General features: G+C 72.4%; 15 protein-coding genes and 1 pseudogene. 13 read left to right on the forward strand and 3 right to left on the reverse strand.

What is annotated here, in order from left to right:
- The first annotated feature begins 91 nt into the window (after positions 1 to 91).
- From otnK to D7M15_RS28825, 6 genes and pseudogenes are all read left to right on the forward strand, one after another.
- Positions 92 to 1,351, forward strand: coding sequence for a 3-oxo-tetronate kinase (gene otnK / locus D7M15_RS00235; RefSeq protein WP_121515611.1), 1,260 nt, complete (start codon positions 92 to 94; stop codon positions 1,349 to 1,351).
- On the forward strand, positions 1,348 to 2,106 hold the full coding sequence (locus D7M15_RS00240; RefSeq protein ID WP_121515612.1) for a class II aldolase/adducin family protein: 759 nt from the start codon (positions 1,348 to 1,350) through the stop codon (positions 2,104 to 2,106). The genes otnK and D7M15_RS00240 overlap by 4 nt, the downstream gene beginning before the upstream one ends.
- A gap of 1,975 nt (positions 2,107 to 4,081) precedes the next feature.
- On the forward strand, positions 4,082 to 7,408 hold the full coding sequence (locus D7M15_RS28815; RefSeq protein WP_121515613.1) for a type I polyketide synthase: 3,327 nt from the start codon (positions 4,082 to 4,084) through the stop codon (positions 7,406 to 7,408).
- Positions 7,365 to 7,853: pseudogene (locus tag D7M15_RS29315) on the forward strand (polyketide synthase); the annotation flags it as partial. The gene D7M15_RS28815 and the pseudogene D7M15_RS29315, both read left to right, overlap by 44 nt.
- Before the next feature lie 30 nt (positions 7,854 to 7,883).
- On the forward strand, positions 7,884 to 8,342 hold the full coding sequence (locus D7M15_RS28820) for a polyketide synthase (RefSeq protein WP_240649537.1): 459 nt from the start codon (positions 7,884 to 7,886) through the stop codon (positions 8,340 to 8,342).
- A gap of 54 nt (positions 8,343 to 8,396) precedes the next feature.
- Complete coding sequence (locus D7M15_RS28825; RefSeq protein WP_240649538.1) at positions 8,397 to 15,413, forward strand: type I polyketide synthase; 7,017 nt, start codon at positions 8,397 to 8,399, stop codon at positions 15,411 to 15,413.
- A 163-nt stretch (positions 15,414 to 15,576) separates the two neighbouring features.
- On the opposite strand, the gene D7M15_RS00260 is transcribed toward D7M15_RS28825, so the two are convergent.
- The gene (locus D7M15_RS00260; protein ID WP_121515616.1) at positions 15,577 to 16,344 is read right to left on the reverse strand and encodes a MerR family transcriptional regulator; all 768 of its coding nucleotides are present in this window, start codon (positions 16,342 to 16,344) and stop codon (positions 15,577 to 15,579) included.
- Positions 16,345 to 16,494: 150 nt separating this feature from the next.
- Here D7M15_RS00260 and D7M15_RS00265 point away from each other — a divergent pair, with 150 nt between their 5' ends.
- The 6 genes from D7M15_RS00265 to D7M15_RS00290 all read left to right on the forward strand — a co-directional run bounded on the left by D7M15_RS00265 (position 16,495) and on the right by D7M15_RS00290 (position 19,999).
- Entirely contained in the window at positions 16,495 to 16,923 is a 429-nt protein-coding gene (locus D7M15_RS00265; RefSeq protein ID WP_240649071.1) for an ester cyclase, read from the forward strand.
- A gap of 144 nt (positions 16,924 to 17,067) precedes the next feature.
- A complete protein-coding gene (locus tag D7M15_RS00270; RefSeq protein WP_121515617.1) occupies positions 17,068 to 17,271 on the forward strand; it encodes a hypothetical protein in 204 nt (67 codons plus the stop codon).
- Positions 17,272 to 17,395: 124 nt separating this feature from the next.
- Positions 17,396 to 17,764, forward strand: coding sequence for a DUF4267 domain-containing protein (locus D7M15_RS00275; protein ID WP_206337295.1), 369 nt, complete (start codon positions 17,396 to 17,398; stop codon positions 17,762 to 17,764).
- 13 nt (positions 17,765 to 17,777) lie between these two features.
- Positions 17,778 to 18,002, forward strand: coding sequence for a hypothetical protein (locus D7M15_RS00280; RefSeq protein ID WP_121520053.1), 225 nt, complete (start codon positions 17,778 to 17,780; stop codon positions 18,000 to 18,002).
- 90 nt (positions 18,003 to 18,092) lie between these two features.
- Positions 18,093 to 19,106, forward strand: coding sequence for an SPFH domain-containing protein (locus tag D7M15_RS00285; protein WP_121515619.1), 1,014 nt, complete (start codon positions 18,093 to 18,095; stop codon positions 19,104 to 19,106).
- Complete coding sequence (locus tag D7M15_RS00290) at positions 19,103 to 19,999, forward strand: hypothetical protein (RefSeq protein ID WP_121515620.1); 897 nt, start codon at positions 19,103 to 19,105, stop codon at positions 19,997 to 19,999. Before D7M15_RS00285 ends, D7M15_RS00290 begins: the two co-directional genes overlap by 4 nt.
- Here the strand turns inward: D7M15_RS00290 and D7M15_RS00295 are convergent.
- Complete coding sequence (locus D7M15_RS00295) at positions 19,992 to 20,993, reverse strand: sucrase ferredoxin (RefSeq protein WP_121515621.1); 1,002 nt, start codon at positions 20,991 to 20,993, stop codon at positions 19,992 to 19,994. The two genes, D7M15_RS00290 and D7M15_RS00295, sit on opposite strands and share 8 nt — an antisense overlap.
- Positions 20,990 to 22,195 (reverse strand): cupin domain-containing protein, encoded by a 1,206-nt coding sequence (locus tag D7M15_RS00300; protein WP_121515622.1) that lies wholly within the window; start codon positions 22,193 to 22,195, stop codon positions 20,990 to 20,992. The genes D7M15_RS00295 and D7M15_RS00300 overlap by 4 nt, the downstream gene beginning before the upstream one ends.
- A 35-nt stretch (positions 22,196 to 22,230) precedes the next feature.
- Here D7M15_RS00300 and D7M15_RS28695 point away from each other — a divergent pair, with 35 nt between their 5' ends.
- The gene (locus D7M15_RS28695; protein WP_206337296.1) at positions 22,231 to 22,506 is read left to right on the forward strand and encodes a hypothetical protein; all 276 of its coding nucleotides are present in this window, start codon (positions 22,231 to 22,233) and stop codon (positions 22,504 to 22,506) included.
- Positions 22,507 to 22,599: the final 93 nt, after the last annotated feature.

Raw genomic sequence — 22,599 nt, forward strand, 5'->3', positions numbered from 1 at the left:
GTAAAGTCTGCTAACATTTTTTCACATCACGACCCACCGAGCGGTTCCATCCAGAGGCTTCGCGGACCGCGCGACACCACAGGGAGGCCCCATGCCGGTCCTCGGCGCCCTCGCGGACGACTTCACCGGAGCCACGGATCTCGCCACCGCGCTGGTGTCACGCGGCTTCCGCACCGTCGTCGCCGTCGGCGCCGACGCCGCCACGCCGGAGCGGACCGCCGACGCCGACGCGGTCGTCGTCGCCCTCAAGTCCCGTACGGCGCCCGTGCCGGAAGCCGTCGCGGACTCCCTCGCCGCGTTCCGCGCGCTCCGGGCGGCCGGATGCCGCCGCTACTACTTCAAGTTCTGCTCGACCTTCGACTCCACCCCCGACGGCAACATCGGCCCGGTCGCGGACGCGCTGCTCGACGCCGTCCCCGCCGACCGGACCGTGGTGGTGCCCGCGTTCCCGGCCACCGGCCGCACCGTGCGCGACGGGCTGCTGTACGTGCACGGCGAACCGCTCGACCGCAGCCCCATGCGGCACCACCCGCTCACCCCGATGACCGACGCCTCCGTCGTACGGCTGCTGCGCCCCCAGACCCGACACCCCGTACGGCACGTGCCGCTGGACACCGTCCGAGCCGGTACGGCCGCGCTGCGCGCCGCCCTCGACGACCCCGCCGGGGCGGGCACCCTCGCGGTGGTGGACGCCGTCACCGACGCCGACCTGCGCACCGTGTCCGCCGCCACCGCGCACCTGCCGCTGGTCACCGGGGCGTCCGGGCTCGCCCTCGGCCTGACCGGGCCCCGCCCCGGCGCCGCCCGCTCCGCCGCCGCGTCCCGCGCGGGCGACCCCGCCGCGGTGCTCTCCGGCAGCGCCTCGGCCGCGACCCGGGCCCAGGTCGCCCACGCCCGTACGCACCTCCCGCACCGCGCCCTGGACCTCGCCGCCCTGCGCGCCGACCCCGGCGCCGCCGTCGCCGCGCTCACCGACTTCGTCCGCGAGCAGTGGCGGCGCCGCCCCGGAGCGCCCCCGCTCGTGTACGCCTCGGCGGACCCGGCGGACGTGGAACGCCACACCCCGGCGGGCGCCGTACCCGCCGCCGTACTCCTCGAACGGGCCCTCGCGGACCTCGCCGTCGCGCTCGTCGACCACGGCGCGCGGCGCCTGCTGGTCGCCGGGGGCGAGACCTCCGGCGCGGTCGTGACCGCGCTCGGCGTCCGCACCCTGGCCATCGGCGCGCCCGTCGGCGCGGGCATCACCTGGGCACGCGCGGACGGCGAACGGTCCGGCGTCGATCTCGCCCTGAAGTCGGGCAACTTCGGGGACACCGACATCTTCACCACGGCGTGGGACGCCCTCGCATGAACGGCCCGGGGAGGGACGGCACGGATACGGACGGCCTGCCGACGAACACCGCGCGTACGGACCACGCGCCTACGGACCTCGCCGCCGCCGGGGCGCGCCTCGCCGCGCTCGGCCTGAGCCCCGGCTCGTCGGGGAACCTGAGCGTCCGCCAGGGCGACCGCCTGTTCGTCACCCCCACGGGGGCGGATCTCGCCCACCTCGCCCCGGACGCGTTGAGCGTCCTGGACCTCGACGGCACGCACCTGGACGGACCGAAGCCGTCCAAGGAACACCCGTTGCACACCGCCTTCTACCGCCGCGACCCGGCCGCCCGCGCCGTGATCCACCTGCACTCCCGGTACGCCGCGGCCGCCTCCTGCCTCCCCCCGTGGTCCGAGCGCAGCGCCATCCCGCCGCTCACCCCGTACTTCGTCATGCGCGTCGGCCAGACGCCCCTGCTGCCGTACGCGCCTCCCGGCGACGCCCGGCAGGCGGAGGACATGGAGCGGTTGCCGTTCCCCGTACGCGCCGTCCTCCTCCAGAACCACGGCCCCGTCGTCTCCGGTACGTCCCTCGCCTCGGCGCTGGAGGCGGCCATCGAGGTCGAAGAGGTCTCCGCGCTCCTCCTGGCGCTCGGGGAGCGCCCGGCGCGGCTCCTCAGCACGGCGGAGGCGACGGCGCTCGCCGCCCGTCACGGTTCCTGCTGGACGCCCGGCGCCGACCCCGTACCGGAACAGGCGTCGGCCCGGGCCGACTTCACGGATCGGCGCCCGTAACACGGCTCCGCCCTGCCGACCGACCGCGAAACCCTCTCCCGGCCGATGTGCCCCGCACCGCAGCCGGGAGAGGTTTGTTGACGCCCGGTCAAATACGGCATCCACGGACAGAGAGCGACCGCGCCAGTCCGTGTGCGTGACCTTTCTCACTGTGTGCACGCAGCCCGTAACCGTCAAGTTCACTCCAACTACGGCGCGGCGGCGCGCAGTTCAGTCGGACCGAAAGCGGAATCCGTGCAGCGCAGCGCACCCTCGACACCCACCCCGACGACCCGGGGAACCCCCGTCACCGGGCCGCTGGTGATCGAGTGGATAGAGAGAGACCAACACCGGAGGGCAAAAGTTGACCCTCAGTCATGAAGTGCCGTTCGAAGGCCAGTTGAATCACGATCAAGCTTTGATAGTGTCCAAAGCAGTCGCCGGAGGGGAGCCCGACGACGGCACCCGTACGAGGAGGTGAGCGACAAAGCAGTCGCACTCCCGATAGGACCTCTTCGCAGTGCCAAAGCTCCTGGAACTGACCACCCAGGTACGAAGGGAATACAACCCGTCCGCCGTCTCGGCCGACCATGCCGATCCACGGACTCCCGCATTCCCGGAAGACTCCGACCCCGCGGAGACCGTCACCATGATCGCGGTACCTTGTATAGCAGTTTTCTCATGCTGGATCATGAAAACCACATCATTCACTGCCCGCCGAAACGTCTCCGGACCCTTCGGCCGCAACGACGCGTGGTGGGGGCTGCGCGGCGTTGACGCAAAACGGCGTGAAACCGGAGCAGGCAGAGTATCCGGCTCGAGCTTCCGGACCGGAAACGGGCGCGGAAAGTGGCTGCCACTCGCCTCGCGTCCAGCCGACCCTCTTCGCCTCGGCGGCCACGGCGGGGCTTTCGCGCCCGCGGTGCTGAACGGCCGAGCCGACGCTCCTCCACCCCCCTGTCCAGCCAGGCCCGCGGACACCCTGGTACGGCTCACGCCCGGCCCGGCGCAGCGGCCCACCGGGCCCGACCGCGCAGGTCCCGCCCTGTCGCCCGCCGCAGGCAGCGCCTGAGCCGCCCCACACTTCCCACGCCGCGAACGCCGCGACGCTTTCCTTCCACGGCATCCGCCGGACGTACACCGGGAAAGCCTCACGTTGCACACGGCGCAACGTCTCCACTGTCAGCCGGGTGGCCCGAAACGCTGCCCAACCGCTGATATCGGGCAACCGTCGCGCACTCCGTTCCGCCCTTCGCCACAGCTGTGAACACACCACCTGGCAGGGGTAACCACGGGATGCCCTTTTCGTACGAGAGAAGCCCCGCGGAAAACGCCAGGGCAGCTCTTTCCGAGAACCCGCACCTCCCGCACGTACGAGATGCTCTGTTCCGCACACGAAGGCCACAGGACACCATGGTTGACTCGTTTTTATGCACCCTGACCAGAGCTGACCGAATTCACCCGTACTGCACCGGACTGCGGCACAGCCATGCCGCCTCGGCGCAATCGATGCCGTATCCCGCGGGGTAATAGACCAACCTCCGCGCAGAACCTTCAGCGGAATAGACCACTGACTTCCGGACCCCGCGCGCGGGAAATCGGTGAACCCGTGAAAGGCGTCCCGGCATGGTCGGCCGGACGATTCACGAACGATTTCACGCACGTTCCACACACCGCGCACACAGCTTCCGACGCGTCACGCGGAGGCCGTACGCGGGACGCGTCAGCACGGCGGCGGCGGCCTCGGCCGAGGCTCCGCACGGCAGCCGAGCCATGCCGCCTCGCACCACGGGCATCCCGGCCCTCCACCACGTCAACCGTCCACGCGCGCCGTACGCACCAGCCGTACGACATGCCCCGAACTCACCTGCCGTACGCGCGACTTGACGCCCACGGCGCAGCTCCCGCCCCGCGTTCAGAGGTGGGAGCCCCGGCCAGGCACTGGTCCTGACCGCAACCACCAGACCCACATCCACTGAGGGAGGCACTCGCCACCATGACGAGTGATCGTGTTTTGAGTAGTGACGCCGTCGCCGTTGTTGGCGCTTCGTGCCGCCTCCCTCACGCGCCGGACGTCGGTGCTTTCTGGGGGTTGCTGCGTGGGGGGCGTAGTGCGATCGGTGGGGTTCCGGCGGGGCGTTGGGATGCGGATGTGGTGTTGCCGGATGCGTCGGAGGCGCATCGGGCGGGGTTGCGGTTCGGGGGGTTCCTGGAGCGGGTCGACGGGTTCGACGCGGGGTTCTTCGGGGTGTCGCCGCGGGAGGCGGTGGCGGTTGATCCGCAGCAGCGGTTGTTCGCGGAGTTGGCGTGGGAGGCGTTGGAGGACGCGGGGATCGTTCCGGAGTCGTTGCGGGGTTCGTCGACCGCGGTGATGGTGGGGGCGATCGCGGGGGACTATGCGGCGTTGGCGCAGCGTGGTGGTGCGGTGACGCAGCATTCGTTGCCGGGGTTGAACCGTGGTGTGATCGCGAATCGTGTGTCGTACGCGTTGGGGTTGCAGGGTCCGAGTCTTGCGGTGGATTCGGCGCAGTCGTCGTCGTTGGTGTCGGTGCATCTGGCGGTGGAGAGTCTGCGTCGTGGTGAGTCGACGTTGGCGTTGGCCGGTGGTGTGGCGTTGAACTTCGCGCCGGAGAGTGCGGAGGTCGCGGGTCGGTTCGGTGGGTTGTCGCCGGATGGGCGTTGTTTCACCTTCGACGCGCGTGCGAATGGGTATGTGCGGGGTGAGGGCGGCGGCGTCGTGGTGTTGAAGCCGTTGGCGCGTGCGGTGGAGGACGGGGACACCGTCTACGGGGTGATCCTGGGGAGCGCGGTCAACAATGACGGTGCGACGGAGGGTTTGACGGTTCCCAGCGCCAAGGCGCAGGCGGCGGTGTTGCGTCGGGCGTGTGAGGACGCGGGGGTCGATCCGGCTGAGGTCGGGTATGTGGAGTTGCACGGGACGGGGACGCCGACGGGTGATCCGTTGGAGGCGGAGGGTGTCGCCGCGGTTTACGGCAGTGCCCGCCCGGCGGGTGTGCCGGTGGTGGTGGGGTCGGCGAAGACGAACGTCGGTCATCTGGAGGGTGCGGCGGGCATCGTCGGGTTGTTGAAGACGGTGTTGAGTCTTCGGCACCGGGAGATCCCGGCGAGTTTGAACTACGAGACCCCGAACCCGCGGATCGATCCGGAAGGGTTGAACCTGCGGGTCCAGACCGTCTCCGGTCCCTGGCCCCAGACGGCCGAGGGCGGGCGGTTGCTCGCGGGTGTCAGCTCGTTCGGTGTGGGTGGCACGAACTGCCACCTCGTCCTGAGCGAAGCCCCCGCGACCACCGAACCGGTCGAGGCTGACGACGACGAGACCGTTGGTGGCTCCGAGCTGCCGGTGGTTCCGTGGGCGGTGTCGGGTCGTACGGCGGCTGCTCTGCGTGCGCAGGCGGGTCGTCTTCGTGATGAGCGGGACGCGGACGCTGACGTGTTCGATGTGGGGTGGTCGTTGGCGTCGTCGCGGACGCATTTCGAGCACCGTGCTGTGGTGTTGGGTCCGGATCACGGGGCGCAGTTGGGGGCGTTGCGGGACGGGGATGAGGTTCCCGGTCTGGTCACCGGTGTGGTGGGGGACACGGGGAAACTGGCGTTGGTGTTCCCGGGTCAGGGTTCGCAGTGGGAGGGCATGGCCCGTGAACTCCTCGCGACCTCGCAGGTTTTCCGTGCGTCGATCGAGGCGTGCCACGAGGCGTTGGCCCCGCACACCGACTGGTCGTTGCTGGACACCCTGACCGGTGGTGAGGGTGCGGCGGATCTGGAGCGCACGGATGTGATCCAGCCGACGTTGTTCGCGGTGATGGTGTCGCTGGCGCGGGTGTGGGAATCGCTGGGTGTCACCCCCGACGCGGTGGTCGGCCACTCGCAGGGCGAGGTCGCCGCCGCGCATGTGGCCGGCGCGTTGAGCCTGGAGGACGCGGCGCGGATCGTGGCGCTGCGCAGCCGCACCATCATGTCCCTGGCCGGGACCGGCGGCATGGCCTCCATCCCCCTCTCGCAATCGGCTGTCCGGGAACGGATCGCCTCGTACGGTGACGCGTTGGGCATCGCGGCCGTCAACGGCCCCGGCACCACCATCGTGGCCGGTACGCCTGAGGCCATCGCCGAACTCGTCGCCACGGCGGAGGCGGAGGGGGTGCGGGCGAAGACCGTGCCGGTGGACTTCGCGTCGCACTCCCCGGCCGTGGAAACCATCCGCGAGCAGCTCCTCACCGAGTTGGCGGGGGTGGAGCCGCGGTCGTGTGAGATCGCGTTCTACTCGACGGTGACCGGTGGGGTCATCGACACCGGTGTGATGGATGCCGAGTACTGGTACACCAACCTGCGGCAGCCGGTGTTGTTCGAGTCGACGTTGCGGACGATGGCGGAGGAAGGGTTCGGGACGTTCGTCGAGTCCAGCCCCCACCCCGTGCTGACCCGCGCGCTGCGGGAGACGCTGCCCGGCACGCTGGTCGTGGACTCCCTGCGGCGGAACGAGGACGTGTGGCCGCCGCTGGCCACTTCCCTCGCCCAACTGCACGTACGGGGTGTGACCGTCGACTTCAACGGCCTGTTCACCGGCCGTACCCCCCGCCGGGTGACGCTGCCGACCTACGCCTTCCAACGGGAAAGCTACTGGCCGAACCTCACCACCGACTTCACCTCCACCGCCAGCACCGCTGTGCCTCAGATGGACGACGCTGCCGCGTCCTCCATCTCGCCGGTCTCGGCGACGGGGTCGTCGTGGCGGGAGAAGCTGGCCGCCACGGCGGAGGGTGAACGTCTGGATGTCGCGGTCGAGTTGGTGCGTTCCCGGACCGCGATGGTGTTGGGGCACCTCACCGCGGACAGCGTGGATATCGACCGGACGTTCCGTGAGTTGGGTATGGACTCCACTCTCGCGGTCCAGTTGCGGCAGAGGTTGGCGGACGCCACCGGTCTCACGCTTCCCGACACCGTCGTCTACGACCACCCCAACCCCACCCGCCTCGCCCAATGGCTCTGCGACCTCGCCCTCGGCACCTCCTCCACCTCGGCGGTGCGCGGTTCTGCTGTCTCGGTGGTGGATGCGGACGACCCCGTGGTGATCGTCGGCATGGCGTGTCACTTCCCGGGCGGGATCGATTCGCCCGAGGCGTTGTGGCGGTTCGTGGACGAGGGGACCGATGCGATCGGCCCGTTCCCCACCGACCGTGGCTGGGACCTCGAGGGCCTCTACGACCCCGAGCCCGGTATCCGGGGGGAAGACGTATGCCCGTCATGGCGGGTTCCTCGACCAGGCCGCCGAGTTCGACGCCGAGTTCTTCGGGATCAGCCCCCGTGAGGCGACGGCGATGGACCCGCAGCAGCGGATGCTGCTGCAAACCTCCTGGGAGACCTTCGAGCGTGCCGGGATCGACCCCGACACCCTCCGCGGCAGCGACACCGGCGTGTTCGTCGGCGCGATGCCCCAGGAGTACGGGCCCCGCCTCCACGAAGGCGGCGACGACATCGGTGGTTACCTCCTGACCGGTACCACCACCAGCATCGCCTCGGGACGCCTGGCCTACACCTTCAGCCTCGAAGGCCCCGCCGTCACCATCGACACCGCCTGCTCCTCCTCCCTGGTCGCCCTCCACCAGGCCGCCCAAGCGTTGCGGAGCGGGGAGTGCTCCCTCGCGCTGGCCGGTGGCGTGACCGTCATGTCCACCCCGGGCATGTTCGTGGAGTTCGGCCTCCAACGCGGACTGGCGACCGACGGCCGCTGCAAGTCCTTCTCCTCCGACGCGGACGGCACCAGCTGGGCCGAAGGCGCCGGCATGGTCCTCCTGGAACGCCTCTCCGACGCCCAGGCCAACGGGCACCAGGTCCTGGCCGTGCTACGGGGCTCCGCCGTCAACCAGGACGGCGCCTCCAACGGGCTGACCGCACCCAACGGCCCCTCCCAGCAACGCGTCATCCAAGCCGCCCTCGCCTCCGCCGGTCTCGCTCCGGGTGAGGTCGACGCGGTCGAGGCCCACGGCACCGGCACCTCCCTCGGTGACCCCATCGAGGCCCAGGCCCTCCTGGCCACCTACGGCCAAAACCGGGAACGGCCGCTCTACCTCGGGTCGTTAAAGTCGAACATCGGCCACGCCCAAGCCGCCGCCGGTATCGGTGGTGTCATCAAGATGGTGCAGGCCATGCGCCACGGCACCCTCCCCAAGACCCTCCACGTCGAGGAACCCAGCCCCCGTATCGACTGGACCACCGGCGCCGTCCAACTCCTCACCGAATAACAGCCCTGGCCCGAGACCGGCCACGCACGCCGCGCCGCCATCTCCTCCTTCGGCATCTCCGGCACCAACTCCCACATCATCATCGAACAAGCACCCGCGACCGACGACACCGAAGCGCCCCGTGGCGAGCGGCTGCCCTCCGTACCGTTGGCCCTCAGTGGTGCCACCCCCGAGGCCCTGCGCGCGCAGGCGGAGCGGATCTCCGCGTACCTGCGCGACCACGAGGACGTGGACACGCTCGACGTCGCCGCGTCGCTCGCCCTGGGCCGTACCGCGCTCGACCACCGTGGCACGGTGGTCGCGGAGGACCGTACGGGCCTGCTGGCAGGGCTCGCCACGCTCGCCGGAAACGGTACGTCGCCCGCTGTCGCCGTCGACAAGAACAAGTCCGGCCGTACGGCGTTCCTGTTCACGGGGCAGGGGAGTCAGCGGGTGGGGATGGGCCGGGAGTTGTATGAGGCGTTCCCGGTGTTCGCCGCCGCGTTCGACGAGGCCTGTGCCGTGCTCGACCCGGCGGTGCGGGAGGTGATGTGGGGTGACGAAGAGGCGTTGTCGCGTACGGAGTTCACGCAGCCCGCGATCTTCGCCCTCGAAGTCGCCCTCTTCCGCCTCGTCGAGTCGTGGGGTGTGAAGGCGGATTTCCTGGCGGGTCACTCGATCGGTGAGGTCGCCGCCGCGCATGTCGCGGGGGTGTTCTCCCTCGAGGACGCCGGGCGTCTGATCACCGCGCGTGGCCAGTTGATGCAGGCCCTGCCCGCGGGTGGGGCGATGGTGGCGCTTCAGGCCACCGAGGCCGAGGTCACCCCCCACCTGACAGGCCAGGTCGGGTTGGGTGCGGTCAACACCGAGGGCGCTGTCGTCATCTCGGGTGCCGAGGACGCCGTCACCGCGGTCGCCGCGCAGTTCGCGGACCGTAAGCAGACGCGGTTGAAGGTCTCCCACGCCTTCCACTCCCCCCTCATGGAACCCATGCTGGAGGAGTTCCGGCAGGTCGCACAGACCGTCACCTACCGCGCGCCGTCGATCCGGTTGGTCAAGGACATGGGTACGGCCGACTACTGGGTCGGTCATGTGCGGAACGCGGTGCGTTTCGCCGACGACGTCCGCACCCTCGAAGGCGAGGGCGTCACCCGGTTCCTGGAGATCGGTCCGGACAGCATCCTGACCGCCATGGCCCGCGAGACCGCCCCCGACGCCACCGCCGCCGGCACCCTCAACCGCAAGCACCCCGAAGCAGACAGCCTGTTCACCGGCATCGGCCGCCTGTGGGCCGCCGGCACCCCGGTCGACTGGAACGCCCTCTTCGACGGCCGAGGCGCCCGCCGCGTCGAGCTGCCCACCTACCCCTTCCAACGCGACCGGTACTGGATCACCGCCCCCAAGCCCACCCTCGGCGCCGAAGGCCTCGGCCTGCGCGCCACCGGGCACCCCGTCCTCACCACCCTCGCCGAACTCCCGGACGATGGTGGGCATCTGTTCACCGGACGTATCGCGGCGGACAGTCCCGCATGGGCGGCCGAACACATCGTGTTCGGCGCGTTGATCATCCCCGGCGTCGCCTTCGTCGACCTCCTCCTCGACGCCGCCCAACACGTCGACTGCACCCACATCGACGAACTCACCCACCAGGTGTTCCTCTCCGTCCCCGAACGCGGCGCGCTCCAGGTGAGGGTGTTCATCGAACCCGCCGACGGCTACGGCCGCCGCCCCTTCACCGTCCACTCCCGCGCGGAGGACGCGCCCACCGAGAACGACTGGACCCTCCACGCCACCGGCACCCTGGCGGCCGGTGAACGCGAGACCCCGGCCGTCGAGGGCGTGTTGACGGACGAGGTGTGGCCGCCCGTCGAGGGCGACGGGCTGGACATCACCGAGTTCTACCAGCGGATCACCGACGCAGGGTTCGGCTACGGCCCCCTCTTCCGTTCCGTGCGGACCGCGTGGCAGGACGGCGACACCACCTGGGCCGAGATCGTGCTGCCCGAGGACGCCGACGCCGAGCACTACGGCATCCACCCCGGCCTCCTCGACTCCGCCCTCCAACCCGCCGCCCTCGTCCTGGGCGACACCCCCGAACAGGACTCCATCCGCGTCCCGTTCTCCTGGAGCGGTGTCTCCCTCCACGCCACCGGCGCCCGCGCCCTGCGCATGCGCCTGACCTGGCCCGCGACCGACACCGTGTCCCTGGTCATCTCCGACCACACCGGCGCACCCGTCATGGCCATCGACTCCCTCGTCATGCGCGCCGTGGCCTCCGAACAACTCGCCGCCGCCCGCGCCGCCGACTCCGGCGAACTCTACGAAGTCACCTGGACCCCCACCCCCACCAGCAACGACGAGGACACCCCCACCTGGGCCGTCCTCACCCACGGGGACGAGGGGCGCACGGCACAACTGTCCGCACTCGGCGCGACAGGAGAACTCCGTGTCGAGGAGTTGGCCGAGCCCGGGGAACGGCCAGAGGTGTTGGTCACCTGGGTGACCTCGCAGGAAGGCGCCGATCCGGCCGCCGCTTCCCACACCCTCACCCACCACGTACTCGACCTCGTCCAGACCGTGCTGGCCGACGAACAAGAGCCCCGCCTCGTCCTCCTCACCCAACACGCCATGACCACCACCCCCAACGACGAGCGGGCCGACCTGGCCGCCGCCTCCGTCTGGGGCCTCATCCGCACCGCCCAAACCGAACAACCCGACCGCTTCACCCTCATCGACACCGACGGCACCGACGCATCGTTGAACGCCGTCCCCGCCGCACTCACCTCCAGCGAACCGCAGTTGGCGCTCCGCGACGGGAAGCTCCTCGCTCCCCGCCTCGCCCGCGCCACCAGCGAGAACGACAGCGAGCAGGCGACGTTCAGCCCGGACAAGACCGTCCTACTGACCGGTGGTACGGGTGCGTTGGGCACCCTCCTGGCCCACCACCTCGTCGAGAATCACGGGGTGCGGCACCTGCTGCTGGTCAGCCGCCGTGGTGAACAGCCCGGGAGCACACTGGTCGCGGACCTCGCCGCGCTCGGTGCGCAAGCCAGGATCGCGGCGTGTGACACCGCCGACCGGGACGCCCTGGAAACCCTCCTGGCCACCCTCCCCGCGGAGCACCCGTTGGGTTCGGTGATCCACTGCGCGGGCACCCTGGACGACGGCCTGATCACCGGTCTCGACCACACCCGCCTGGACACCGTCCTGCGCCCCAAGACCGACGCGGCGTGGAACCTGCACGAGCTGACCTACGCGACCGAGTTGGACGCGTTCGTGATGTTCTCCTCCGCCGTGGGCACCCTCGGTGGCCCCGGACAGGCCAACTACGCGGCCGCGAACAGCTTCCTCGACGCCCTCGCCCAACACCGCCACACCCAGGGCCTTCCGGCGAAATCCCTCGCCTGGGGCCTGTGGGAGGGCGGTATGGCCGACACCCTCGACGAAGCCGACCGCGCCCGCATGAGCCGGACCGGGCTGCTGCCCATGCCCGCCGACCGCGGCCTGGCCCACTTCGACACCGCGCTCACCGCACCCGCGGCGACCGTCGTGCCCGCCAAGCTCGACCTGACCGGTCTGCGCACCCGCGCCGCCACCGCACCCGTCGCGTCGATCTTCCGTGGCCTGGTCCGCACCCCCATGCGCGCCGCCGCGAAGGCCACCACCGCCACAGGGGACGCGGGGAGTCTCCAGCAGTCCCTCACCGGCCGCCCCGAAGCCGAACAGACCAAGGCGATCATGGACTTCGTCCGTGGCCACGTCGCCACCGTCCTCGGCTACAGCTCCCCCGAAGCCATCACTCCCGACAGTTCCTTCAAGGAACTCGGCTTCGACTCCCTCAGCTCCGTCGAGCTGCGCAACACCCTCAACAAGGCGTCCGGGATGCGCCTCCCCTCCACCCTCCTCTTCGACTACCCCACCCCCGCCTCCCTCACCGCCCACATCCGCACCGAACTGGTCGGCAGCGAACAGACCGACTCCGCGACGAAGACCCGCGGACCCGCCCGCACCCCACGCCGTAAGGGCGACGCCTCGGAACCCATCGCGATCGTGGGTATCGGTTGCCGCTTCCCCGGCGGCGCCACCACCCCCGAGGGCCTGTGGCAGCTCGTCGCGGAAGGCCGCGACGCCGTCGGCTCCTTCCCCGAGAACCGGGGCTGGGACGTCGAAGGACTCTACGACCCCGACCCCGACGCCGGAGGCAAGACCTACGCCCGCGAAGGCGGCTTCCTCTACGACGCCGACCGCTTCGACCCCGACTTCTTCGACATCACCCCTCGCGAAGCCCTCGCACTCGATCCCCAGCAGCGGCTTCTCCTCGAAACGACGTGGGAGGCGTTCGAGAGTGCGGGTATCGAGCCCGCGTCCCTGCACGGCAGCTCCACCGGCGTCTTCGCCGGAGTCGTCACCCAGGAGTACGTGTCCCTGACGCACCACGGCAGTGAACGCGTCGAGGGCTACCTCCTCACCGGCACGACCGCCAGCGTGGCGTCCGGACGTGTCGCCTACACCTTCGGCCTCGAAGGCCCCGCCGTCACCGTCGACACCGCCTGCTCCTCCTCCCTCGTCGCCCTCCACCAGGCGTGCCAGGCGATCCGGAACAGCGAGTGCGACATGGCCCTCGCCGGTGGCGCGACCGTCATGGCGAACGCGGGTATGTTCCTGGAGTTCAGCCGCCAGCGTGGCCTCTCCCCCGACGGCCGCTGCAAGTCCTTCGCCTCCGCCGCCGACGGCGTCGCCTGGGCCGAGGGTGTCGGCATGGTCCTCCTGGAACGCCTCTCCGACGCCCAGGCCAACGGGCACCCCGTCCTCGCCGTGATCCGGGGCTCCGCCGTCAACCAGGACGGCGCCTCCAACGGCCTCACCGCCCCCAACGGCCCGTCCCAGCAGCGCGTCATCCACGCCGCCCTCGCCCAGGCCGGACTCACCACCGCCGACGTCGACGCCATCGAAGGCCACGGCACCGGCACCAAACTCGGCGACCCCATCGAAGCCCAGGCCCTCCTGGCCACCTACGGCCGGGACCGGGACACCGACAACCCCCTGTGGCTCGGCTCGTTCAAGTCGAACATCGGCCACGCCCAAGCAGCCGCAGGCATCGGCGGCGTCATCAAGATGGTGCAGGCCATGCGCCACGAGACACTGCCGCGGACCCTGCACGTCGACGAACCCAGCCCGCACATCGACTGGGACGGCACCGTCCAACTCCTCACCGAGGAACAGCCCTGGCCCGCCGGGAACAAGCCCCGCCGCGCCGCCGTCTCCTCCTTCGGCATCTCCGGCACCAACGCGCACCTCATCATCGAGGACGCACCCCAGCCGAAGAACCACACCAAGCCCGTCGAACCGCGCCCCGCGCAGGTCCCCTGGCTCCTCTCCGGCAAAACCGAGGAAGCCCTCCGCGACCAAGCCCAACGCCTCCTCGACCACATCACCGAACACCCCGAACTGCCCCTGACGGAGGCGGCACACGCCCTCGCCACGACCCGCACCCACTTCGCCCACCGCGCGGCACTGACCCCCTCCGACCGGGACGGGCTCACGCGGGCGCTGCGTGCCCTCACCCGTCGTGAGTTCTCGAACGATCTGGTCACGGGCGCCACTCACCGGGGCAGGACCGCGTTCCTGTTCACCGGGCAGGGTTCGCAGCGGGCGGCCATGGGGCGCCGTCTCCACGCCACGTATCCCGTGTTCGCCACCGCGTTCGACGAGGTGTGCGCGGCGCTGGACACCCACCTGGAGGCCGAACGCCCGCTGAAGGACGTCGTGTTCGACGACGACCCGACGCTCCTGAACCGCACCGCCTTCACCCAGCCCGCGCTGTTCGCCCTGGAGACCGCGCTCCACCGCCTCGTCACCTCCTTCGGGATCACCCCCGACTACGTGACCGGCCACTCCATCGGCGAACTCACCGCAGCCCACGTCGCGGGCGTCCTCTCCCTCGACGACGCCTGCCGCCTGGTCGCCGCACGCGGCACCCTCATGCAGGCCCTCCCCGCCACCGGCGCCATGCTGTCGGTCCGCGCCACCGAGGACGCCGTACTCCCCCTCCTCGAAGGCAAGGAACAGGCCGTAGCCGTCGCGGCGGTCAACGGACCCGACTCCCTCGTCCTGTCCGGCGACGACGACGCCGTCACCGACATCGAGAACGCCCTCGCCCAACGCGGCGTCAAGACGCGCCGCCTGACCGTCTCCCACGCGTTCCACTCACCGCACATGGACGCGATGCTGGACGACTTCGAACGCGTCGCCGACAAGCTCACCTTCCACGCGCCGCGGATACCCGTGGTCTCCAACCTCACCGGCGAGTTGGCGGACGCCGACGAGATCACCACCCCCGCCTACTGGGCCCGGCACGTCCGGGAGGCCGTCCGCTTCCACGACGGCGTACGCGCCCTCCACCGCCACGGGGTACGGCACTTCCTGGAGCTGGGCCCCGACGGCACCCTCACCGCCATGGCACGCGAGGGCCTGCCCCACGACGCCACGGACCTCACCCTCGCTCCCGTGCTGCACCGGGAGCGGGACGAGGCGCACACGTTCCTCACCGCGCTCGGTACGGCCCACGCCCACGGCATCGCCGTCGACTGGACCCCCGTCTTCGGCGAGGACGCCGCCGCACACGTGCAACTGCCCACCTACCCCTTCCAGCGCCAGAGCTACTGGCTGGACACCAGGACGGTCACCGGCACACCCTCCGGCCTGGGTCTGGAACCGGCCGCGCACCCGATGCTGTCCACGCACACGGAACTCCCGGACGGGACGCACCTGTTCACCGGGCGGCTGTCGCTGAACACCCATCCGTGGCTGGCCGACCACCTGGTGCACGGCACGGTCGTGCTGCCGGGCGCGGCCGTCGTGGAGCTCGCCCTGTACGCCGCCCAGACGGTCGGCGTGGACGAGATCGCGGAGCTGGTCCTCAACTCGCCGGTCCTCTTCGATCCGAAGGCGGCCGTGCTGTTCCAGATCATCGTCGGCCCCGAGCAGGCCGGGGGCCGTACGTTCACCATGAGGTCCCGGGCGGAGGACGACCACGCCTGGGTGACCAACGCGAGCGGGGACCTGGCGCTCGTACGGGAGCTGGCCGGGTGAGCCCACGGGGTCGGGGGAACGGGTCGTGGTCCGGGTGACGGCCCGTTCCCCCTGACCCCGGCGCGGTAGGGAACGTACGGAGGCCGGTCGGCCCGCGGTGGCTCGCGGGCCGACCGGCCTCGGGCGTTCCGCGCGCGGGGGCCACCCGGCCGCGTACCGGCGCTCAGATGGTGTCCCGTGCCCGGCGCGCCACGGTCTCCAGGGCGCGGCGTACCGCGGCCGACTGGGCCGGGGCCAGGTCCCCGAAGAGCGCGTCCGCCGCGACGCCCCCGGTGCCGGAGGGTCCAGCCCCGCCGGGCAGGTACGCGGCCAGCCCGTCCGGCAGCAGCGCCGCGAGTTCCGCCGCGACGGTGCTGACGCGCGGGTCCCGGGTGGACGCGTCCGCGAGGTCGTCCAGGAGCGCGTAGACCGTGTCCGCCTGCCCCCGCATCCCCTCCAGGAGCGCCATGAGTCCGGCGCGCTGCTCGGCGGGGAGTACGCCGTCGAGGTACGCGAGGTGGTCGCGGTCCTTCGCCGCCATGGGCGACTCCCGTACGTCCCCGTCGAGTTCCGCCAGCAGCCTGGTGACCTCGGGCGACAGCGGCCCGCCGTCCGCGAGGCGCCCGGCGCGCGCCTCGGCGAGTACGGCGCGCAGCCGCGTACGCCGTTCCCTGAGCGCCGCCTCCTGCCGTCCCAGGCTCTCGTCGAGCCCTTCCAGGACCTCGACCAGTTCCCGCCCCCGGTCGTCCGTGAGGACGTCGCGCACCTCCTCCAGCGCGAGGCCCAGCTCGGTGAGGCGTCTGATCCGGGCGAGTACGACGGCCTCGCGCAGGCCGTAGTCCCGGTAGCCGTTGCCCAGTCGTACGGGCTCGGGCAGCAGCCCCTGGTGGTGGTAGTGGCGTACGGCCCGCGGGGTGACCCCGACGAGCGCGGCGACCTCGCTGATGCGCATGGGCCCAGTACAGACCCTGACGCCACGGCAACGTCAACACGGCGCGGGCCCGCGCGCGACCGCCTTGACCCTGCCGCGACGTCAGGGATTCCACTGGGCGTGCCCGGTCGCCGTACCGCGACCGGCGAACCCCCGGAAAGGACGGGTCACGTGACCACCACGCCCGAGCAGAACATCGCCCTCGTACGCACCGCCTACCGGGCGATGGAGAACGGTGATCTCGACGCCGCCGTCGGGATGCTCACCGAGGACTTCCTCGCCCACGTCCACGGCGCCGCCGAGCCCCTCCCCGGCCGTGACGTGTGGCGTTACGGCGCGCAGGGGATGCGGGACGCCTTCCCCGACCTGACGATCACCGTGCGGGACATCTTCGCCACGGGCGACAAGGTGACGGTCCTCGTGCTCATGGAGGGCACCCATCAGGGCGCGTTCCAGCAGTTCGAGGCCAGCGGCGCGCGGGTCGCGTTCCGCAGCGTGGAGGTCTACCGCGTGGCGGGCGGCCGGATCGCGGAGGAGTGGGTCGCGCCCGACCTCCTCCAGCTCATGCAGCAGATCGGTGCCGCGCCGGTCGGTCTCTGAGCGGCGGTCTCCCGTGGCGGGTGCGCGGCCGCCGTACGGGACGCGCGCCCGCCGTACGGAGCGTTCCTGGTTGAGCGCCGGGAACCGGGGCAGAGGCTGTTGCACGCTCAACGAGCCAGCCCGTCACGGCACTTGGAGGAAACGATGAGTTCGACCGACCGGTGGCACGTCGTCCCGCGGAGCCGCGTCGTCAGTGTGTGCCTGCTGATCGCCGGTGTCCTCACGCTGATCAGTTCCGGCAGCCAGTTGGCCGACGGCGTGGCCGCGCTGCCGCTCGTCGCGGCCGTCCTCGCCGTCGTCGTCATCGGCTTCTCCCTGGTGGGGCTCGTACGGTCCCCGGCCCGGTGACGCGGCGCGGGCCGGGGCGGTGGCGGGTTCGGACGCGTACCGGCGGCGAGGAGGGGAACCCCGGACCGGGGACGGCCCGCGCGTGCGGGTCGGCCGAGGACGCAGCGGACACGAGGAGGACGCCGTGGGAGCCGGACCGGTACGAGTGGTGGGCGCGGCGACCGCCGCTTACGGCGTAGGGGTGCTCGTCCGCCCGGAGCTGATGGCGCGCCCCTGCGGGCTGACCGACGAGGACGGGTCCGTGCCCGCCGCCACGGCGCTGCTGATCCGCGCCCTGGGGGCCCGGGACGCCGCGGTCGGCGTCGCCATGGTGGCGGCGGGGGACGGGTCGGCGCGGCGGACGGCGACCGCGTGCCGCGTGGTCTCCGACGTCGCCGACGCCGTACTGCTGGGCACCCTGCTCCCCGACCCGGCGGCGCGCCGCAAGGCGGCGGTCGTCGCCGGTGTCTGGGGAGCGCTCTGCGCGGCGGCGGGGCTGGCCGCGGACAGCTGACAGGATGAGCGGCATGGACACCGTGAAGCTGGAACTCGCCGCACAGCGCCACAAGGAGGCCGCCGCGGCCCTCGACGCCGCGGAGAGCGATCTGCGCGACGAGGCCGTCGCCGCTCTCCGCCAGGACCCGGCCGCGGCCCCGGACGTGCGGGGCGCCGATATGGCGGAGGTGGCACGTGTCACCGGCTGGACGGAGGAGCAGATCGCGTTGCTCGTACGGGCCGCCGGGTCGCGGTAGCCGGAGGCGCGCCTCACCCCTCTTATCGTCAGCTTGACGATTCATGGAGAGCCCCCTTATCGTCAACATGACGACATCAGGGGGTCCTCCATGGCCGACATCACCCGGCGCCTCGGCTGGCGCCATCTGCGTTCCGCGCCCACCGCGCACATCCGCCACCACCGGCACGGCCGTCTCGTCCACGACGGCCGGGGCATCGGCTTCTGGTACCGGTCGCTGTCGGCCGCGCTCAGCGAAGTGCCGGTCGACGACCGCGAGTTGGCGATGGCCTTCCACGCCCGTACGGCCGACTTCCAGGACGTCACCGTGCAGGCCACCGTCACGTACCGGATCAGCGACCCCGCCCAGGCGGCCGACCGGCTCGACTTCTCCGTGGACCCCGACACGGGCACCTGGCGCGGCACCCCCCTGGAGCAGATCGCCACGCTCCTGACCGAGACCGCGCAGCAGCACGCGTTGGACGTCCTGACGGGCATCCCGCTGGCCGACGCGCTGGCGAACGGCGCCGCCCGCGTACGGGAACGGGTCGCCGCCGGGCTCGCCGCCGAGCCGCGCCTGCCCGCCACCGGCATCGACGTGGTGACCGTACGCGTCGTCGCGATCCGCCCCGAGGCCGAGGTGGAACGCGCCCTGCGCACCCCCGCCCGCGAGCGGATCCAGCAGGAGGCGGACCGGGCCACGTACGAGCGCCGGGCCGTCGCCGTGGAACGTGAGCGCGCCATCGCCGAGAACGAGCTGGCCAGCCGCATCGAACTGGCCCGCCGAGAGGAGCAGCTGGTCGAGCAGCGCGGCACCAACAGCCGCCGCGAGGCGGAGGAGGAGGCGGCGGCCGACGGCGTGCGGGCCGAGGCCCAGGCCGCCCGCACCACCCGGCTCGCCCGCGCGGACGCCGAGGCGACGCGCGCCAAGGGCGCCGCCCGCGCCGAGGCGCAGGCCGCGTGGCTGCGGGCGCATGGCGAGACCGACCCCGCCACGCTGCACGCGCTGGCGGCCACCCGGGCGGCGGAGAACCTGCCGCGGATCGACAGCGTCACGCTCTCCCCCGACGTCCTCGGCGCCCTGCTCGGCAGGCTCGGACGCCCCTCGGCCGGGACCGACGCGTGAGCCTGGCGCCGCGTGCCGTGCTGGTGCACCGCAGGACGGAGTACGAGGAGCTGCTCGCGCGGCACGGTACGCACGGGCAGGCCGCGTTCTTCCTCTCCAGCCGGGGCCAGTCGGTCGACGAGGTCGTCCGCCGTCACGAGCGCACCCGGCGGGCGCTCCAGGAGGTGGCGGCGGCCGTACCGCTGACCTGGCGCAGCTGCCGGGTGGAACGGGCCGACCTGGACCGCTTCCTGTTCGCGCCGGAGGACGTGGTGGTCGCCGTCGGGCAGGACGGGCTGGTCGCCAACACCGCGAAGTACCTCGCCGGGCAGCCCGTGGTCGGCATCGACACCGACCCGGGGCGCAACCCGGGCGTGCTCGTCCGCCACCGCTGCGCCGACACGGCCGCCCTGCTGCGTGCCGCGGCCGCCGGGCAGGGGGCGGAGGAGCTGACCATGGTCGAGGCCGTCGCCGACGACACCCAGCGGCTGCTGGCGCTCAACGAGATCCACCTCGGCCCGCCCGGCCACCAGACCGTCCGCTACCTCCTCGCCCCGGGTGAGGAGGGTGACCCGGTCGAGGCGCAGGCGTCGTCGGGTGTGCTGGTCGGGACCGGTACGGGCGCGACCGGCTGGCTGCGCTCCCTCTGGTCGCAGCGCGGGGGCACCACCCCGCTGCCCGCGCCCCGCGATCCGCGCCTGGTGTGGTTCGTACGGGAGGCGTGGCCCTCCCCGACGACCGGGACGTCGTACGTCAGCGGGGAGTTGGGGCGCGGCCAGGAGCTGCGGCTGACCGTGGAGTCGGACCGCCTCACGGCCTTCGGGGACGGGATGGAGGGCGACGCGATGGAGCTGGCGCGGGGGCAGACCGTACGGCTGTCGGTCGCGGGCACCTCGTTGCGGCTCGTCACGTGAACGCGTCCGGGGGCGGTGACGTTGGCTTCGGTCCGGGCGGTGACGTGGACGGCGGAGGGGCCGGGGCGGCGGCGTGGAGCGAGACCACCTCGTACGAGAGTGCCGTGCTCGGCTGCGCCCCGCGGCAGGTCAACCGGCGTGGCGGGGCACGGCGGGCCAGCACCCCGACCTCCAGGAGCGGCGGGTGCGGCGGGCGGCCGGAGACCCGTACGCGCCAGCCGTCGCCCTCGCGTACGGAGCCGGTGACGGCGTAGTCGTACCGCCCGGCGGGCCCGAAGCGGGCGAGGAGCGCCGCCACGGCGGCCTGCTGCGGCGGGGGGAGGGTGGTGTAGCCGCGCAGGTGACCGGCGTGGACGCGGTCGGCGAGGTGTTCCGCGACGACCGCGACGGCGGCGGTGGCGTCGAGGCCGCCGTAGTAGACGCCGTCGGGAGCGACGACGACGTTGGCGGCGAACCGGTCACCGCCCACGTGCGTGCACTCCCACACCAGGTCGGGCCAGCGCTCGGCCAGGGCGCGCCCGACGGGCCTGCCGCGTACGGCGCAGCAGGTGTCGTGCACACCGTGGGCGCAGACGAGGACCACGGGCGGGTGGCCCGTCTCCCCCGGATCGTCCACGGCGGCGGCGATCGCCGCCAGGTCCTCGTCGCGGCGCCAGGTCCCCCAGCGCTGGCGCAGGGCGCCGGAGTCGTCGTGGCGGAGCACCGCCCAGCGGCCGTACGCGCGGGGTCCGCGCCGCCCCGCCCTGCCGGGCCGTCTGACCAGCAGGATGCGGGCCCGTACGGCCTGGGCGGCGGCGAAGACCAGCGCCTTGGTGGCCGGGTCGAGCGGGAGGCCGTCGAACCCGTCGGCGGGCCAGCCGCCCGGGTGCTCGACGAGCACCCAGCGCGAGCCGTACGGGGCGGTGCCCGCGAGCGTGTCCCCGCGCGCGCGGGCGGCGTCCGCGCACAGGAAGCGCGGCGGGGCGGCGGGCGGTTCGCCGGGCGGGCCGGTCACCGGTCGGCGGGCACCAGTACGCCCGCCCGCAGCAGCCGCTCGGCCAGTTCGACGCCGAGGTCGCCGGCGGTGTCGACCCGGCCCGCCAACAGCCGTGCCACGCGCGGCAGTTCCGTCTCCGGGAAGTCGAGCCAGCCGACCCGCGTGGACAGCCGCGCGCCCTCCAGCCGGGGCGCCAGCGCGTCCCGCAGCCGTACGGGCGAGGTGGGGCCGAGCGCGCGCAGCGCCGCCAGCTGCGCCAGCGGCCCCAGCGCCGCCGGGCGGCCCTGGCCCCGGTGCGCGCGGTGGAAGGACGGGGCGGGGTCGGCGGCGGCCACGGCGGCCAGCAGGCGTTCGCGGACCCGTTCGGTCTCGGCGCCCGTCGCGTCCGTACCCAGGGGCAGGCTGTCGCGCATGCCGGGGTCGTCGCGCAGGGCGGCGAGGGCGGCCCGGGTCAGCTGCTCGGCGAGGGCGTGGCGGGTCCAGGGGTGGACGCCGAGGGTGAGGTGTACGGAGACCTCGCCCCGGGCCCGCGCGGAGTGCAGCCAGCCGCGCGGCAGGTAGAGGACGTCGCCGGGGCGGAGGACCGCGTCGAGGCGGGCGGGTCCGCGGGCCGCCTCCGCGACGGCGGCGCGGTGGTCGGTCCACGGCTGGTCGCGCAGCGGGGCGGGGAGCACCGGTTCGTGGACGGTCCAGCGCTTCGTCCCCTCGACCTGGAGGACGAACACGTCGTGCACGTCGTAGTGCGCGTCGAAGCCGCGGTTCTGCGGGGGTGTCACGTACGCGTTGGCCTGCACCGGGTGCCCCAGCTCCGTACCCAGTCCGGCGACGAGGTCCGCGACCGGCTCCCACGTGCGGTGGAGCGCCTGGAGCACGAGCGTGGCGCCGTCCGCGAACGCCCGCCACAGCTTCGTGTCGTCCAGCTGGTCCCCGATGGTGGCGCCCACGCCCGCGGGCGCGGTGAACGCCGACTCGGGCAGCGTGGCGCCGTCCTTCGCGACGCGGAGGAAGGGCGTACGGAGTCCGCGCCGGGAGACCAGTTCGTCGACGGCCGCCGCGGAGAACAGGTCGGAGAAGTCGCTCGCGCCTTCGGTGAGTCGCGCGGAACGGGCCCACACGAGGTGGGCGAAGTCGTCCCGGGTCAGTCCGGTGAGGCGGGGGATCAGGACGCCGACACCGCTGGTGGTGTCGGCGTCCTGGTGCCCGGTGGGGGTCACGCTCAAGAACGGCTGCCCGCACCGCCGTCGGCGCCGCCGTCGTGTTCGCCGGGCGTACCGGCCGCGCCACCATCGGCGGGGCCCTCGGCACCTCCGTCAGCGCCACCGTCGTGCACACCCGGCGTACCGGCCGCGCCGCCGTCCGCCGGACCCTCGGCACCACCATCCGCCCCGCCGTCGTGTTCGCCGGGCGTACCGGCCGCGCCACCATCGGCGGGGCCCTCGGCACCTCCGTCAGCGCCACCGTCGTGCACACCCGGCGTACCAGCGGCGCCACCGTCCGCCGGACCCTCGTACCCGTTCGGGTCCTGTTCTGACTGGGTCATCGTTCCTCCAAAGGTCCGTGTGGCCGGATGTGTGTGCCCCACGCGCCGGACGAGACCGGGCGCTCCACCGGACGGGACCACTCC

This window comes from Streptomyces sp. Z26, from assembly GCF_003665095.1.
In the GTDB taxonomy this organism is placed as follows: Bacteria; Actinomycetota; Actinomycetes; order Streptomycetales; family Streptomycetaceae; genus Streptomyces; species Streptomyces phytohabitans.

Coding starts and splice junctions, on each gene's coding strand:
- D7M15_RS28815 (WP_121515613.1), top strand. CDS start 4,082: ATGACGAGTGATCGTGTTTTGAGTAGTGACGCCGTCGCCGTTGTTGGC.
- otnK (WP_121515611.1), top strand. CDS start 92: ATGCCGGTCCTCGGCGCCCTCGCGGACGACTTCACCGGAGCCACGGAT.
- D7M15_RS00260 (WP_121515616.1), bottom strand. CDS start 16,344: ATGCGCATCAGCGAGGTCGCCGCGCTCGTCGGGGTCACCCCGCGGGCC.
- D7M15_RS00240 (WP_121515612.1), top strand. CDS start 1,348: ATGAACGGCCCGGGGAGGGACGGCACGGATACGGACGGCCTGCCGACG.
- D7M15_RS28820 (WP_240649537.1), top strand. CDS start 7,884: ATGGTCCTCCTGGAACGCCTCTCCGACGCCCAGGCCAACGGGCACCAG.
- D7M15_RS00285 (WP_121515619.1), top strand. CDS start 18,093: ATGGCCGACATCACCCGGCGCCTCGGCTGGCGCCATCTGCGTTCCGCG.
- D7M15_RS00280 (WP_121520053.1), top strand. CDS start 17,778: ATGGACACCGTGAAGCTGGAACTCGCCGCACAGCGCCACAAGGAGGCC.
- D7M15_RS00270 (WP_121515617.1), top strand. CDS start 17,068: ATGAGTTCGACCGACCGGTGGCACGTCGTCCCGCGGAGCCGCGTCGTC.